Below are 15457 nucleotides of genomic sequence, written 5' to 3' on the forward strand. Positions count from 1 at the left end.
AATTTTTTGCCTAGCTATCAACACGTTTTTCCAGCCTCAAAATAGATTACTTAATTAAGCGAGTTGGTATATAACGCGCCGTTATATTCTTTATACAAATTTTAAATCACATTTTATTCACATAATGTTTGCAATAGAACATAAGTTTGTTTAAGTTTATATCTCTTATATAAGACATAAGAGATATAAGGAAAATAACTACAACACTCTGGCACCGCTTTTTAGCAACCCACACACTTGCTAGCGCGGTAATTTAACAGCACACACGCACAATTTGGAGAATGACATGAGAGCTAAAAAGTCCGTCTTAAGCTTGGCAGTCACGTTAGCAATGACAACGGGTTTAGCACTAAGCACGCAAGCACATGCGCAGCAGGAGCAAACTGAACAACAAGCAGAGCAAAACAATAACGACCAGTTTGAAAAAATTGTTGTTACCTCACAAAAACGAACGCAAAGCCTAAACGAAGTACCACTTGCGGTGTCTGTACTTAATAGCGACCAGATTGATTCGGCGTTTGCTAATAACATGGAAGGCCTGCAGTCACTTGTGCCTTCGGTGAGCTTTAGAAAAGGCACCACAACCCGTAACTCAGCGCTAACAGTGCGTGGTATTGGTACTATTTCGTTTAGTATTGCTGCTGAGCCAAGTGTAGCAACCGTGGTTGATGGCGTGGTGCTAGGTCGCTCTGGTCAAGCCTTTGCCGATTTATACGATGTATCTCGCATTGAAGTACTGCGCGGCCCACAAGGTACACTATTTGGTAAAAATGCTTCGGCGGGTGTGGTAAACATTACAACCAAAGATCCTTCGTACGATACCACCGGCAGCGTAGAAACCTCGTTTTATCAAGACAACGAATACCGCTTTAAAGGCGTGGTAAGCGGCGGCTTAACCGACGACTTAGCAGCAAGCTTAACCGTGTTTAAAGGTAAGTTTGATGGCTACATTGATAACGTTTACAACAACGAAAAAGTAAACGGTTACGACCGTGAAGGCGCACGTGCTGTATTTAAATACGAGCCAAGCGATGATTTAAACGTAAAATTTATTGCCGAATTTTATAACGCCGACGACGACTGTTGTGCCGATTTAGAAGCCCTGCCAAGTGGCCGTAACCCAGATTCAGACGCAGCCCCTAACAGCAACGGTATTGTTGATGGTGTGGCCGATATTGACCTAGACCAGCGCAAAGTTGATCACGACTATGAGTCGCGCACCATTGACGAACACAGCGCGTTTTCGGTACAGGTTGATAAAACTATTGGCGACTACACATACACCTCTATTACTGCGCAGCGCTCGTGGGATAACACCGAATACCGCGAAGGCGACTTTACCTCAATTGCCGGCTACAGTAACGAACCTGTATTTGGCGCGCCCTTTCAATTACACGATTTAGGTGCCCAGCAGTGGGATCAGTTTTCGCAAGAATTTAGAGTTACTTCAAACCTAGCGGGTCCGTTTAACTATGTGGCAGGCTTATTTTACTGGAACATGGACTCACAACGTAACTTTACCCGTGACGCAAGTTGTCAAAATAACGGTGGCCAACTAGACGCTGCAATGGCGTATTACGCACAAAATAACTTAACCGGTGCAGAGCTTGATGCCGCATTGGCCGACTTAGACGGCTACACACAAAGCTTAGGTGTAAGCTGTAATGCTAACGATATTGTATCGGCAACCGCGTACATGAGCACCGAGTTTAACAACTGGGCAGCCTTTGCCGATGGTACTTACGATTTATCTGAAGACTTACGTGTACTGTTTGGTATTCGTTATACCGACGATGAAGTGTCGTACACACACCGCCGCGTAAGCAATGACGAATTTGGCCGCACCGGTGTAGGTGTACGCTCAGCAGCACTAAATACTGACGAATCAGGCAGTGCAGAAGAAACCAATGTGTCGGGTCGTTTAGGTATGCAATACGACCTAGGTGATGGCCAAATGGTTTACGGTACTTACTCGCAAGGCTATAAAGGCCCTGGTTTTAACGTGTACTACAACTTTAATCCAGATAACGATAGCCGCGAAATATCGCCAGAAGAGTCAGATGCATACGAGTTAGGCTACAAATACGCAAGCCGCGACTTTGTATTTAACTTTGCCGTGTTTAGAACCGAAATTGAAGGCTTTCAAGCCAATAACTTTGACTGTTCAGACGGCACCTGTATTACCCGTTTAACCAATGCTGGTGATGTAAGTACACAAGGTGCTGAGGTTGACTTTATGTGGGCGGCTACCGACTCACTTACTTTAACCGGTGGTATTGCGTACATTAAGGCCGAAATTGACGAGTTTAATTGTCCGGCAGAGGTAGAAGCAGGTTCATGTACTGACCGCTCTGGCTTAGATGTCCCGTTTTCGCCAGATTTAAAATACTCACTAAGTGCTGATTACTTTATTGAAACCGAGCACGACTTTAATATTCATATAAACGGCTCTTACATTTACACCGACGAGCAATACTCAGACCTACCAAACAATGTAGGCGAGTTTAACCCAGCAGCGTTACTGCCAGATTACGGTATTTTAAACGCAAGTGTGGGCTTATCGTTTAAAGATGATGCATTTAGAGTATCGCTTATTGCTAAAAACTTAACCGACGAAAGCTACGTAACCACCTACAGTGGCGACAACTTCCGTTACCAAATTCCGCGTGATGCAGAGCGCTACTTTGGTGTATCGTTTAAGGCACGTTTTTAATTTTATAAATATATCCCTGTGAAAATTGTGCTAAGCGCAGCGTTTAACCGCTGCGCTTTTTTGTGTCTTAATTTAGTCATGGTTTAGTCATTGTTTTTTAATTAAAAGTACTCTTAGAGGTCACATCTATTTTCTATAGTGCAGCGGTTACTTATTTGAGGTTTACGCTTCAAGCAAAAAATAACCACTACACAATGGGAATAATAAAGGATGAAAATTAAAAAAGTTGCTGCGGCAGTTGGCTTAACGTTTATGTTAAGTGCTGCAAGTCATGCCGATGTATTACCACAAAGCCAAACAGACAATGACTGGTATACAAATGCCCAAACCACACTCGCCACAAAAACTGCGCTTGCACAAAGCCAGCAAACAACAAAAGCTAAAAACGTTATTTTATTTGTAGGCGATGGTATGGGTGTATCTACCCTTACCGCAGCACGTATTTTAAAAGGACAAAGAGCGGGCGATTTAGGTGAAGAAGGTTATTTAAGCTTTGAAGAGTTCCCGTACTCAGCACAAGTAAAAACATACAACGTAGATGCACAAACACCGGATTCTGCAGGCACAATGACCGCGATGATCTCAGGGGTTAAAACCGATGTAGGCGTTATTGGTGTAGACGAAGATATAGAGCGCGGTGTGTGTTCAACTGTATCGGGTAATGAGCTTTTAACAGCAACAGAACTTGCTGAAATTAAAGGCCTAGCAACCGGTGTTATTTCAACAGCGCGTATTACCCATGCAACGCCAGCGGCAACCTATGCAAAATCGGCAGACCGTAACTGGGAAGATATCTCAGACATGCCAGAAACCGAAACTGCATGTGAAGATATTGCCTCGCAATTAGTTAATTTTGAAAAAAACCTAGAAGCACGTTTTATAGGTACCGACGTAGACGGCCTTGATTTTGTAATGGGTGGCGGACGTCGTCACTTTTTACCAAAAGATGAAGCAGCTAATTCAGCAGATGCACTTAGCGCTGTAGAAGGCGATCGTACTGATGAGCGTAACCTAGTTACTGAGTGGCAAACACAATACCCACAAGGTACTTATGTTATGGACCAAGCAGGCTTTGATGCTATTGCTGATGATGCCACTAAAGTGTTTGGCTTATTTAACGAATCGCACATGCAATACGAAGCAGACCGCGCAAACGATATTGCCGGTGAGCCATCGCTGAGCGAAATGACTAGCAAAGCAATTGATGTATTAGGTAAAAACGAAAACGGCTTTTTCTTAACCGTTGAGTCGGGCCGTATTGACCACGCACACCACGCGGGTAATGCCTACAACGCACTTAACGACACCATTGAATTTGCTAAAGCCGTGCAAGCTGCGGTAGATAATACCAACCCAGAAGAAACCCTTATTTTAGTAACCGCCGATCACAGCCACGTATTTACTATTGCTGGCTACCCTAAACGCGGTAACCCAATTTTAGGCCAAGTAGTTGCCGTAGGTGAAACCACACCAAGCCTTGCTGCCGACGATATGCCTTACACCACAGTAGGCTATGCAAATGGTTTAGGGTTTAGAAATTTAGTTGATGAAACAGATGCCGATGCAGCATATACAACTGGCCCAGTTGCTGGGCGTGTAGAGCTTACTGGCGTTGATACTACCAATGTTGGCTTTCACCAAGAAACCACTGTCCCTCTTGGCTCAGAAACCCATGCCGGTGAAGATATTTCGCTGCATGCAAAAGGCCCTGGTGCACAGCTAGCTCAAGGCGTAATTGAGCAAAACGTAGTATTTCATTTAATTAATCAAGCTCTTGAACTAACTCAGCAATAATGGCGGCTAACATGAACAAATTAACAGTACTTTCTTTAGCAGTAATGGTCGCGCTAGCAGGTTGTAGTGACGACGACAAAGACGAAAATAATATTCTCGCGGTAGATAACACCATTGCAGTAGGCTCTGAGCAATGTGTTAATGGCGGCGTAGAAACCCAAACTGGCGTAGATACAAACGGCAACGGCGTGCTAGATAGCGACGAAGTTACCTCTTCTAACTTAGTGTGTAATGCACCTGCTACGTCACTTACCAGCGAGCAACTTGCCACCCTAACTACTAACGCATGGTATGGCGATGCACAAACAAAGCTTGCGGCAACACAGCAAGCTAATAGCGAAGTGGTTACTGAATCTGGCAAAGCGAAAAACGTTATATTATTTGTTGGCGACGGCATGGGTATTTCTACCGTAACAGCTGCACGTATTTTAGCAGGCCAGCTTGAAGGCGGTTTAGGTGAAGACTACCAGTTAAGCTTTGAAAAAATGCCGTACTCAGGTTTTGTTAAAACTTACAACGTAGATGCACAAACGCCGGATTCAGCAGGCACAATGACGGCAATGGTATCAGGTGTTAAAACCGATGTGGGCGTAATTGGTGTAGATGAAGACATTGAACGTGGCGACTGTGCCACGGTAACAGGTAACGAACTAGTTACCTCGTTAGAGCTTGCTGAAATAGCGGGTAAAGCAACCGGCCTTATTTCAACCGCACGTATTACCCATGCAACACCTGCAGCAACGTATGCTAAATCGGCTGACCGTAACTGGGAAGATAACTCAGATATGCCAGAGGGCACAGAAGCCTGTGAAGATATTGCATCGCAACTAGTAAACTTTGAAGCCAACTTAGAGTCGCGTTATGCGGGTATTGATGTAGATGGCATTGATGTTGTAATGGGCGGCGGACGTCGTCACTTTTTACCAAAAGATGAAGCAGCAAACTCAGCCGATGCAGTAAGCGCAGTAGAAGGCGACCGTACTGATGGCCGCAACCTAGTAACCGAGTGGCAAACAACTTATCCAAGCGGCACTTACGTTATGGACCAAACCGGTTTTGATGCAATTAGCGACGATGCCACTAAAGTATTTGGTTTATTTAACGAATCGCACATGCAATACGAAGCCGACCGCGCAAACGATGTAGCGGGCGAGCCTTCGCTTAGCGAAATGACCGAAAAAGCAATCAACGTGCTAGATAACAACGACAATGGCTTTTTCTTATCGGTAGAAGCAGGTCGTATAGACCACGCGCACCATGCGGGTAATGCCTACAATGCCCTAAACGACACAGTAGAATTTGCAAAAGCTGTGCAAGTGGCAATGGAAAACACTAACCCAGAAGAAACGCTAATAGTAGTAACTGCCGATCACAGCCACGTATTTACTATTGCAGGCTACCCTAAACGTGGTAACCCAATATTAGGTAAAGTTGTTGCCGTAGGCGAAACCGAGCCAAGCCTAGCTGCCGACGATATGCCATACACCACAGTTGGCTACACCAACGGTGGCGGCTTTAGAGATTTAGGCGATGAAACCGATGCCGATGCAGGTTATGCATTTGCACCTGTTACAGGGCGTGTAGATTTAACCGATGTTGATACAACTTCAGCCGGCTTTCACCAAGAGGCACTTGTACCACTTGGCTCAGAAACTCACGCAGGTGAAGATGTTGGCGTATACGCAATGGGCCCAGGCGCTCACTTAGTTACAGGCACTAACGAGCAAAGCTTTTTATTCCATGTAATGGACTTTGCAGCAGACTTAGTAACTACCGCTGATGAAAAAGTAACGCCATAAGTAATTTAATACGTACGCTCAGCACATAAAGTACGTATAAAAATGGGGTATTTAAAAACAACTCGTACGCTGTGCGAGTTGTTTTTTTATGTCATAAAAATGCCACTGTAAATGGGTATGGTAATGCCTATTACAGTGACGTTTAAATAAGAGATAATTTTATGAAACTAGCATTCTTTTTAATGGCAACACTTGCCAGTACCAGCACCCTAGCGCAGCAATGTAAAATTGATAGCGCGCATTTAAAAGCCGACTATAAAATTACCAATACTCATAAAAACGAGCAAAGCACGCAATCACTTACGCTTTGGCGAAACAACTCACAAGTTGCGCATCAGCGTGAGGTAATTACTGAGCTTTGGCAGCACTTAGCTAACAAGCAAATTCGCCCAATTCGTTATTTTAATGCTCAGCAACGCGGTATTGAGTATCAGCCATCTGAGGTACGCGGTGTACAAAGTTGGAGCGCTAAAAATCAGCTGGTGGATACGCATTTAATCGAAAAAATGACCCTAGTTAACACCCAAAGCAGCGGCTGCGATGAAGTAAAAAACTACACACTTTCTGAGGGCGACAACCAATTTAAACTCGCTTTATTTACTAAATCAAACTTGGTTAAAAGCTTTAGCGTAACCAATAAAAAAAGCGATACCCATACTTTGCTAAGCCTTAACGAAGTAAACAGCAATAAAGCAGAAATAACCGCACAGTTTGCCAAATGGGATCGCTTTCAAACCACCGACTACGCCGACATTGGCGATAACGAAAACGACCCGTTTTTAGCAAAAATGATCAACCTAGGTTTTATAGAGCACAGCGCAACGGGGTTTTATAACCAGCAAGGTAAAGCGATTCAAGGTGGACACCATCACTAGGTTTTAGCGTTTTTAAATGTAGTAGCTTATAGCTGAAAGAATGATAGGCGGCTATGAGCTACAAGTAGGTATTTAAAAATAGATTAATTTAAGCCATTTCCGCCCAAGCAATACCGCAAACACTTTCCCATTTTTATAAAACACACACCATCAGCTGCATAATATTTATAGTTGGTAATAATTTAATCTATTTGATATTAATAGAAGTTCACACAATAGGGACATTTTGTGAAAGTAAGGAAATGTCCTCAGATAGAGCTGTTACGTAATCTACTGAATTAAACTTCAGTCTCCTAGGGACAAAATAAAATGTTACTCAAAGAAGTCATTACTATTAATTATAAAAGCGCCCAAAAAACGGCTCTTAAAGTTAAGTCTAATTCTCCAACCATGCTAATTGGAGAGAATGATTGTGGTAAAACCACATCACTGAATTCGATAAGGTTGTTACTAGACCAGTCTTTTTCTGCATGTATTCCAAATGATAAAACTGAGAAAAACGATCTGTCTCATACAGCTCTAACTAAAGACGAAATTAATGCTCACTTTCGCGAACTAGGTCTGCCGGAGCTATTTATACAAGATGAAGACGACCAACAACAGTTCATCGTATGTCTTGGTAAGTTTCAAGTTGAAGACTTTGACAAAGATTCTGTCGATATATCTAACCACCTAAGATGGGTACTCGAATCAGCTAAGCTTAATGATGATCAGAGTAAATACTTTTATAAAGCAAGGGTAATAAACACCACTACGGGCACCTCTGATATATATTATTCTCATGAACACCCTAGCATGGAGAGTTTAGCTGGTATTTACAGCGCCACCCAAGCCCAAATTAATTCAGCTATGACCACTCATAACCCTGAGAATAAGAACCTTATCAATGATAACGGTGAAGGGCGTCACACAATTTATGAGAAAATGCGCTCAATACTAAATACGGTTCTTTGTACGTATAAGTTTATTAAGTTTAATGATGCTGCTGGTCAGAAAAAATGGAAGCAAGACTTGCAGTCTGCTTTCCCTGAGTATGCGTATTTAAGTTGGAACGAATCACTTGAAGGGATAACTAAAGCTGCAAATGCCATCTTATCGGAATCTATCGAAGCTGAAGTTGCCCAAGCTAATAAGATTTCAGGCATGCTCCGAAAACGAGCACAAACAAAGATTAATAAAAAGCTTGAAGAGCTAGGTATTCATAATGAAGTCCCAAGCATTGAAAGTATCAGTGCCAATGTAAACTTTGAGCTAAAGAATCAGCTTACAGATTTGTTTGTAGGTAAAGATAGTTCCGAAGAGAGTGTTCATATTGAAAATCAAGGCGAAGGTATAAAACGACAAATTTGGTTTGCATTGCTTAGATTACAAGCCGAACAAGAAACAACAACAAAGAAAAGGTATGTCTGGTGTTTTGATGAACCTGAAACACATTTACACCCGAGAGCCCAAAGAGAGTTTATCAAAACTCTTAGTTTGTTAACTGAACAGCATTTTCAAATATTAGTCAGTACCCATAGTACGATTTTTGTTAATGCCTCAAAACTAGGAGACATAAATACTTTCAAAATTGAGAGTAATTATACCCAAATAGGAGCAATTTCAGAGATAAGAGACATCTTTGATACACTAGGTGTAATGAATAGTGATTTTCTATTCTTCAATAAGTTCCTTATTGTCGAAGGTAATACTGAACAAGCCTTAATTCCGTTGCTTTATCATAAATATACAGGTTGTACACTCCGCGAAAATAATATTCAGTTGATAAATTTAAAAGGTTGTACAAACGATTTTATAGCTAATGAATTGTTAGATAATCTAATTGATGGTTTTGCTAAACGAGATGACCTCTCGGTATATATCTTTGATGCCGATACAAACAAGCAACAAGATACACAAACATTTGTAGTAGGTAAGCAAGATCTAGAAGATTCTCTTCCTAGTAGTCTATGGCCACTAATTGTGCGAGAGGTTTATGGTGAAGATATTGAAATAACAGAGCAAGATGTAACAAGTATTATTGATGCTATTCCTATGGCACAACAAGGGCAAACCTTACAAGCAAATCAAAAGTTCGCACCGAAATTGCGGGATCTTATTCGTCAAAGGCTAAACGCAATAGGCTGCGCAGATAGAATTGACGAGTGGCCAAACAAAAGTTTTGATTGGGGTAAAATCATTGGTAACCATCTTGGTGCTCCTGAAATTCCAGAGCCAATTAAAAGTGCATTTGATGCTCTTGGTTAGGCTGTTCATAAATCATTTATGGATAATTCCCAATTCATCGTATTTATTTAATATGAAGCTGATGAAAGATAGTTAGTAAGTCCACTAAACTATTGGAAAAGCCTATTAAGTTTGGTAGCTACCTAATTTTACTCCAAATGAGAATCATCAGGCTTTTTAGGCCTATCAGCTAGCTCTGTTAGGCCGTCTTCACAGTCGCCGCTATCGCAGGTATTTAAATCACTTTGTGCCTGCTTGTCTTGTTGCAGTACTTGTTTTAAATCTTCCATGCGTTGGCGCACGGCTACGCCGTAGCTGGCGTCGTCGCCCCAAAGTTCGGCTAGTTGCAATACGGCAGCGCGGTCGTGGTCTCTAAATAGTTTTCCGGCGCGCTGGGCATCTTCTTTATTGTTACCTAATAGCTCTAATGCATCGACCGCTAGGTTAATGGCGGAGTCGACCGTTTCGCGGTTAAAGGCATCTACTTTTAAATTAAGTAATTGATACGCGTGGCGGCGGTCGATAGCGCGGGCAACAATTTTAAGCTGCGGGTAGTTTTTATGTGCAAGCTTAATAATTTCGAGGGTTTTGTCTGCATCGTCTATTGCCACAATTAGCATTTGCGCGGTGTGCGCGCCTGCGGCTTCTAGCAGCTCTTGGCGGGCTGCATCACCATAAAATACGGTATTGCCAAAGCGGCGTAGGAGTTCTATTTGGCTTGGGCTGTGATCAAGTACAGTAATGTCGTAGCCTTGGGCGTGTAATAAGCGACCCATAATTTGCCCAAAGCGACCATAGCCTGCAATTATAACGTGTTTAGCACTGCTAATTTGCTCGGGCTTATCAAACTCGGGCGCGCTGTTACTGGTGCGTTTTTGTAGCTGCTCGTAAGCCATTAATAACAGTGGCGCAACCAACATTGAAACAGCCACCACTAACGTGACTAAGCTTGTTTGCTCTGGCGTTAATATGCTTAATGTAGTGGTTACGCTTAAAAGTACAAAGGCAAATTCGCCGCCTTGTGCCAGCGCTAGTGCAAACAGCAAACGCTGCTTTTTACTAATATTAAAGGTGATGGCAAGGGCAAACAAAATACAGGCTTTTACTACAATAAGCAGCGCAACGAGTGCAATAACGGTTGTAAATTCATCCGCTAATAATTCAAAGTTGATTGATGCGCCAACAGTGATAAAAAACAGCCCTAAAAGTAGGCCTTTAAAGGGCTCTATATCGGCTTCTAGCTCGTGTCTAAATTCGCTTTCAGCAAGGACCACACCGGCTAAAAATGTACCGAGTGCTGGTGATAAACCAATACTTTGCATTACAAGGGCAATAGCCACCACTAAAAATAGCGCAAAAATAGTAAATATTTCACGCATGTGGGTTTGCGCTATGTATCTAAATAACGGGGCCGACACATATTTACCGCCGGCAATAATAGCGGCGATAACCGCTACCGATACGCCAACTTGCTGCCATACCGGCCAGCTTGCAATAATTGAGTCGCTAATGTCTTTTGAGCTACTTTGCGGCGCAAAAGCCAGTAGCGGCAGTAGCGCTAAAATAGGAATAATGGCGATGTCTTGAAACAGCAAAACCGAGAATGCATTTTGCCCGGCTTCTTGCTTTAGCCAGCCTTTTTCTTCAAGGCTTTGCAGCACAATAGCGGTTGATGACAGCGCCAGCATTAAGCCAATGGCGAGGGCGGTTTGCCAATGCATGGTAAAAACCCAATAACAAAACGCAAAAATAGCCGCGGCGGTAAGTACGACCTGTAAGCCGCCAAGCCCTAATATTGAATGGCGAAGCTTCCATAAACGGGCTGGTTGTAACTCAAGGCCAACCAAAAACAGCATCATCACTACACCAAACTCGGCAAAGTGCATTACATCTGTTTGATCGCCCACAATACCCAGGGCGTAAGGGCCAATTAGTATGCCCGCAATTAAATAACCAAGTACCGAGCCAAGTCCCACTCGCTTGGCAATAGGTACAGCCACTATGGCCGCCGCTAAGTAAATTAAAGCTATTTCTAACACGCGTATATCCTAATAGTATCAAGGCTTTTAGCATGGCTTAGTGGCTTTAAAAATACAATGGGTCATGTGGCTGAAAATGGATCATTTAGTCATAATTAATCGGCTACTTTTACAGGGCCGTTAATGTTATCAATGCTTACATCGCCAGAGCCCGATTCGGTAATGGTAAGCCCCATAGCGTGGTTTACACGAATATTGCCCGAGCCATCTTCAATGGTTACGCTTGCTTGCACGTGCTCAATGACTAAATCGCCAGAGTTATCGTCTACATCTACTGCGCCATTAATGTTATTAATAGCAATGCTGCCTGAGCCGTCTTCAACAGTTAACGTGCCGCGCACATTACTAATACGCATATCGCCCGAGCCATCATCAACAACTGCATTGCCGCTAACATTATTAATATTTACGCTGCCAGAGCCATCGGTAAGCGCTAAGTTACCGGTGATGTTTTCAAGGGTTATATCGCCTGAGCCATCTTCAATAGTAAGGTTTTTAGCACTGTTTATAGATAAGCTGCCTGAGCCGTCTTCTATATCTATATTATTTTGCATGGCGCTTATTGCAATGTCGCCAGAGCCATCATTAATATCGAGCATTAAATTACTTGGCACGGTAACCACTAAATCAATGTGTGGCGATTGGCCGCTGTAAAAACGCATACCGCTGGCAGTATTATTGTTAGCAACTAAGGTAGCTTTTTTGCCTTTTTGCTCAAGGGTAAGCGTGTATTCGTCTTCAATGTCGGCGGTAAAAATTGTGGCATCTACACTTATGCTGGTGGCATTGGGCGAGCCTTTTATTTCAAGAGAGCCTGCACCGCTTAATACGTTTAAGTATTCTAGGTTATTACCTGGCAGTGATAACTGCTGAGTTTGTTTTACTGAGGCAACGCTTGGCGATATATGAAACACACAGCCGCTTAATAATAAAATGCCGCCAATAAGTGAAAGTGGTTTTGTAATGTTAGATACAGTTGATGAGCTCATGTTTAGTCCTTTGTGTTTGTTATTTATGCTTGTTTTGTATAAGCATAGTAGAGCAAAAACGAGACCAATTGTAAGTCATTGATTTTATTGGGGTGAGATGTGTTTATGAAAAGTGGATTTACTAATAAGTGGTTAAATACACTAAGAAGTAATTAAAAAAGGATGCACATGGCATCCTTTTTAAGTGTTTGCTTTTAGGTTATTTATTAAAAGCTGTAAGTAATATTACCGTATAGGAAACGCCCGTCTAATCCGTACGGTGCATATGGCGTGTACGGAAATATTTGGCCAAAGTCAGAGTAACCAATGTTATCTACCGTTGCTTGCGGGTACTGATCGAACAAGTTGTTTGCACCTACTGCAAATTTCCAGTATTCGTCTGGACGGTAGGCTACTTCTAGGTCGGTGATCCATTTAGGGTCTATGTACTCATCGCGATCGGCCGTGGTAGAAATATCAGCCACTTCACCGTAGCGCGTTGCACGAAGGGTAGTTTGCCATTCGTTAAAGTTCCACACTGCTGATAGGTTCCATTTGCTATCTGGCGTGCCTTCTTCAAATCGGCCTACTTCGCGGCGTGCAAATACTACGTAGTCGTCACCTAGTGAGTTTAGCTCGCTTGGGTTGTCATCTACATGTGTTACTTCGGTATCGTTAAAGTTAGCCGCTACGTTTAAGCGTAAGTCACCTAAATCGCTTAAATCTAAGTTGTAGGTAGCAACAATATCAACACCTTGCGTGCGCGAGTCGATAGCGTTAGTAAAGTAACGTACGCTTTCTGTGTTTAGCTCGCCGGCATTTTGCAGTATTTCTACTACAGCATCGCCCTCTAGGTTTTCAGACAATACAATACGGTCATCAATATCAATGCGGTAGGCATCTACAGTTAGGCTAAAGCTGCCTTGTGTGTACATAAAGCCAGCCGTTACGTTTACAGATTCTTCGGCATCTAGTTGTTCAGCACCTAGCGCTTGCGCTGCCGCTGAATCGGTAGGGAATAAACCTACTTCAAACGGTTGGTTGTTCTCAAGTACGGTAGAGATTTGGCGGTACGAGCTTTGCGCAAGTGATGGCGCACGGAAACCTGTGCTAATTGCACCACGCAATGATAGGTTTTCGTTAATGCTGTAACGCGACGCAAGCTTTGATGTAAATGTATCGCCAAAGTCGGTGTAATCTTCGTAGCGACCCGCTAAAACAAGGTTCCAGTCTTCTGTTAGGTAAGTATCAAACTCAACAAATACAGCTACGTTATGGCGGCTTTCATCGGTTATGCTTTCTGGGCCAAAACCAGCTAATACTTGTGCGCCACCGGCAGCAATTGGATTGCCATCGCTATCTAAAGCGGTAATGTAAGAAGCTTCTTCGCCTTGCTCAATTTTGTAGCTTTCGTGGCGGTATTCTGCACCTACAGTAAAAAATACGTCATCTGGCAAGCCAAAATCTAGCACTGTATTTGCCGTAGCGTTTACTAAAAACTGATCGTAAACCAATGCACCGTTGTCAAATTCGGTTGGGCTGTCGGCACCTAGAGATGTATTTATACTATTTACAACCCCAAAGCCAAAGTCGTTGCGGCCGTAGTTGGTACTTACATCCCAGGTCCATTCGCCAGTTTCGCCTTGCAGGCCTAGGGCAAATGAGTAATCTTGTACGTCGGTTTCAATTTGCGGTAAAAAGCCATCCGGATACACTTCTAAAACGTTGCGGCTGTCTTTTGCACGGCGGTAAAAACCACCTGAGTTACCTTCGCGTTTTGAGTAGCTACCAAACGAGTACAGGTTATAGCCGTTATCAAAGTCGTAACCCATGTTGTAAAACAGCGCGTAGTCTTCAAGCTCTGCTTTACCAAAGCGGTGGTTGTAACGGTCGATGGTAAATTCGCGTGGGTCTAGGCTGCCATCTTCTAAGCGGTCGTATTGCTCGCGCGGGTCAAAGCCTGAGCGCTGCGTAGAGTCGTTATCGCGATACTCAATTGATACGTTCACAAAGCCGTTATCTAAAAGCTCAAAACCAGAGTTTGCGCTAATTGTACGACTTGCGCCGTCGTTTACTTCGCGGTCGGCGCCGGTATTAAAGGCAAGGTTGCCATCTGCATCTGCGTAGGTGCTCTCTAGCTGAGGTACGCCAGCCATTTGGGTGTCGTACTCGCCGTAGGTTACGCTTACGCTGCCCCCTTCTGAAGCATCTTTAAGTACAATGTTAATTACACCGGCAATGGCGTCTGAGCCATACTGCGCTGCTGCGCCATCACGTAGTACTTCTACGCGTTTAATGGCTGATGTTGGGATCATGTTTAAATCAACAGCGGTAGAACCACGGCCAACAACACCCGCTAAGTTTAATAGCGCGCCAGCATGGCGGCGTTTGCCATTAATAAGCACTAGGGTGTGATCGGGTGCTAAACCACGTAATACAGCAGGTTTAGCGTGGTCTGTACCATCACCCATGGTGGCGCTTGGGTAGTTAAAGCTAGGTACTTGGTTGGCCAGTATTTGGCTAATTTCTAGCTGACCCGTGCTTTGCATATCACCACTGGTAATAATATCTACAGGTACGGTACTTTCGGCAATACTGCGCAGGCTTCTGCGGGTACCGGTAACCGAAATCACTTCAATACTTTCTTGTGCTTGAGTGTCTTGTTCTGCAGCAAATGCAGGAGAATAAGACGCGCCAAGCGCAGAGGTAACGGCCAGGCTAAGTGCTACTTTTTTGGCTGATAATTGCTTTAACATGATGTTGATTCCCTTAAGGGCTGCTGACTATTGATTTTTCAAAGGAGCGCATAATATAGAAGGCACTACCTGTGTGCAAAGATAAAAACTGTCTAAGTTATTCTAAGTTGTTAACAACTAAAATGACAGTTTACGCCCGCTATAGACGTTTAGATCGCTCGAGTTGCAATCTTGTGTCGAATAGCTGCAAATTCAAGGTAAGTTGTCGGTTTTTTTGAAAAAACAAAAAAGGCCAAGTTAGGGCGTGTTGCACTTTGCGGATTGAAATTTGTTCAGTCTAGGGGCGA

At 43.3% G+C, this 15457-nt stretch carries 8 protein-coding genes; 5 read left to right on the forward strand and 3 right to left on the reverse strand.

Going from position 1 to position 15457, the window contains the following annotated elements; translation table 11 throughout:
- The first annotated feature begins 286 nt into the window (after positions 1–286).
- The 5 genes from PAT01_RS18650 to PAT01_RS18670 all read left to right on the forward strand — a co-directional run bounded on the left by PAT01_RS18650 (position 287) and on the right by PAT01_RS18670 (position 9428).
- Positions 287–2713, forward strand: a complete 2427-nt coding sequence (locus PAT01_RS18650; protein ID WP_154945982.1) for a TonB-dependent receptor — start codon at positions 287–289, stop codon at positions 2711–2713.
- A gap of 210 nt (positions 2714–2923) precedes the next feature.
- Complete coding sequence (locus PAT01_RS18655) at positions 2924–4507, forward strand: alkaline phosphatase (RefSeq protein ID WP_154945983.1); 1584 nt, start codon at positions 2924–2926, stop codon at positions 4505–4507.
- 11 nt (positions 4508–4518) lie between these two features.
- Positions 4519–6306, forward strand: a complete 1788-nt coding sequence (locus tag PAT01_RS18660) for an alkaline phosphatase (RefSeq protein ID WP_024034005.1) — start codon at positions 4519–4521, stop codon at positions 6304–6306.
- 161 nt (positions 6307–6467) lie between these two features.
- The gene (locus PAT01_RS18665; protein WP_154945984.1) at positions 6468–7181 is read left to right on the forward strand and encodes a hypothetical protein; all 714 of its coding nucleotides are present in this window, start codon (positions 6468–6470) and stop codon (positions 7179–7181) included.
- A 309-nt stretch (positions 7182–7490) separates the two neighbouring features.
- Positions 7491–9428: an AAA family ATPase gene (locus PAT01_RS18670; RefSeq protein ID WP_154945985.1), complete on the forward strand. Its 1938-nt coding sequence runs from the start codon at positions 7491–7493 to the stop codon at positions 9426–9428.
- A 128-nt stretch (positions 9429–9556) separates the two neighbouring features.
- On the opposite strand, the gene PAT01_RS18675 is transcribed toward PAT01_RS18670, so the two are convergent.
- From PAT01_RS18675 to PAT01_RS18685, 3 genes are all read right to left on the reverse strand, one after another.
- Positions 9557–11446, reverse strand: coding sequence for a monovalent cation:proton antiporter-2 (CPA2) family protein (locus PAT01_RS18675; RefSeq protein WP_138611257.1), 1890 nt, complete (start codon positions 11444–11446; stop codon positions 9557–9559).
- A 95-nt stretch (positions 11447–11541) separates the two neighbouring features.
- Positions 11542–12435, reverse strand: a complete 894-nt coding sequence (locus PAT01_RS18680) for a DUF4097 family beta strand repeat-containing protein (RefSeq protein WP_154945986.1) — start codon at positions 12433–12435, stop codon at positions 11542–11544.
- A gap of 206 nt (positions 12436–12641) precedes the next feature.
- On the reverse strand, positions 12642–15170 hold the full coding sequence (locus PAT01_RS18685; protein WP_404821061.1) for a TonB-dependent receptor plug domain-containing protein: 2529 nt from the start codon (positions 15168–15170) through the stop codon (positions 12642–12644).
- Positions 15171–15457 lie beyond the last annotated feature (287 nt).

Source organism: Pseudoalteromonas atlantica (assembly GCA_007988745.1).
Classification (GTDB): Bacteria; Pseudomonadota; Gammaproteobacteria; order Enterobacterales; family Alteromonadaceae; genus Pseudoalteromonas; species Pseudoalteromonas atlantica.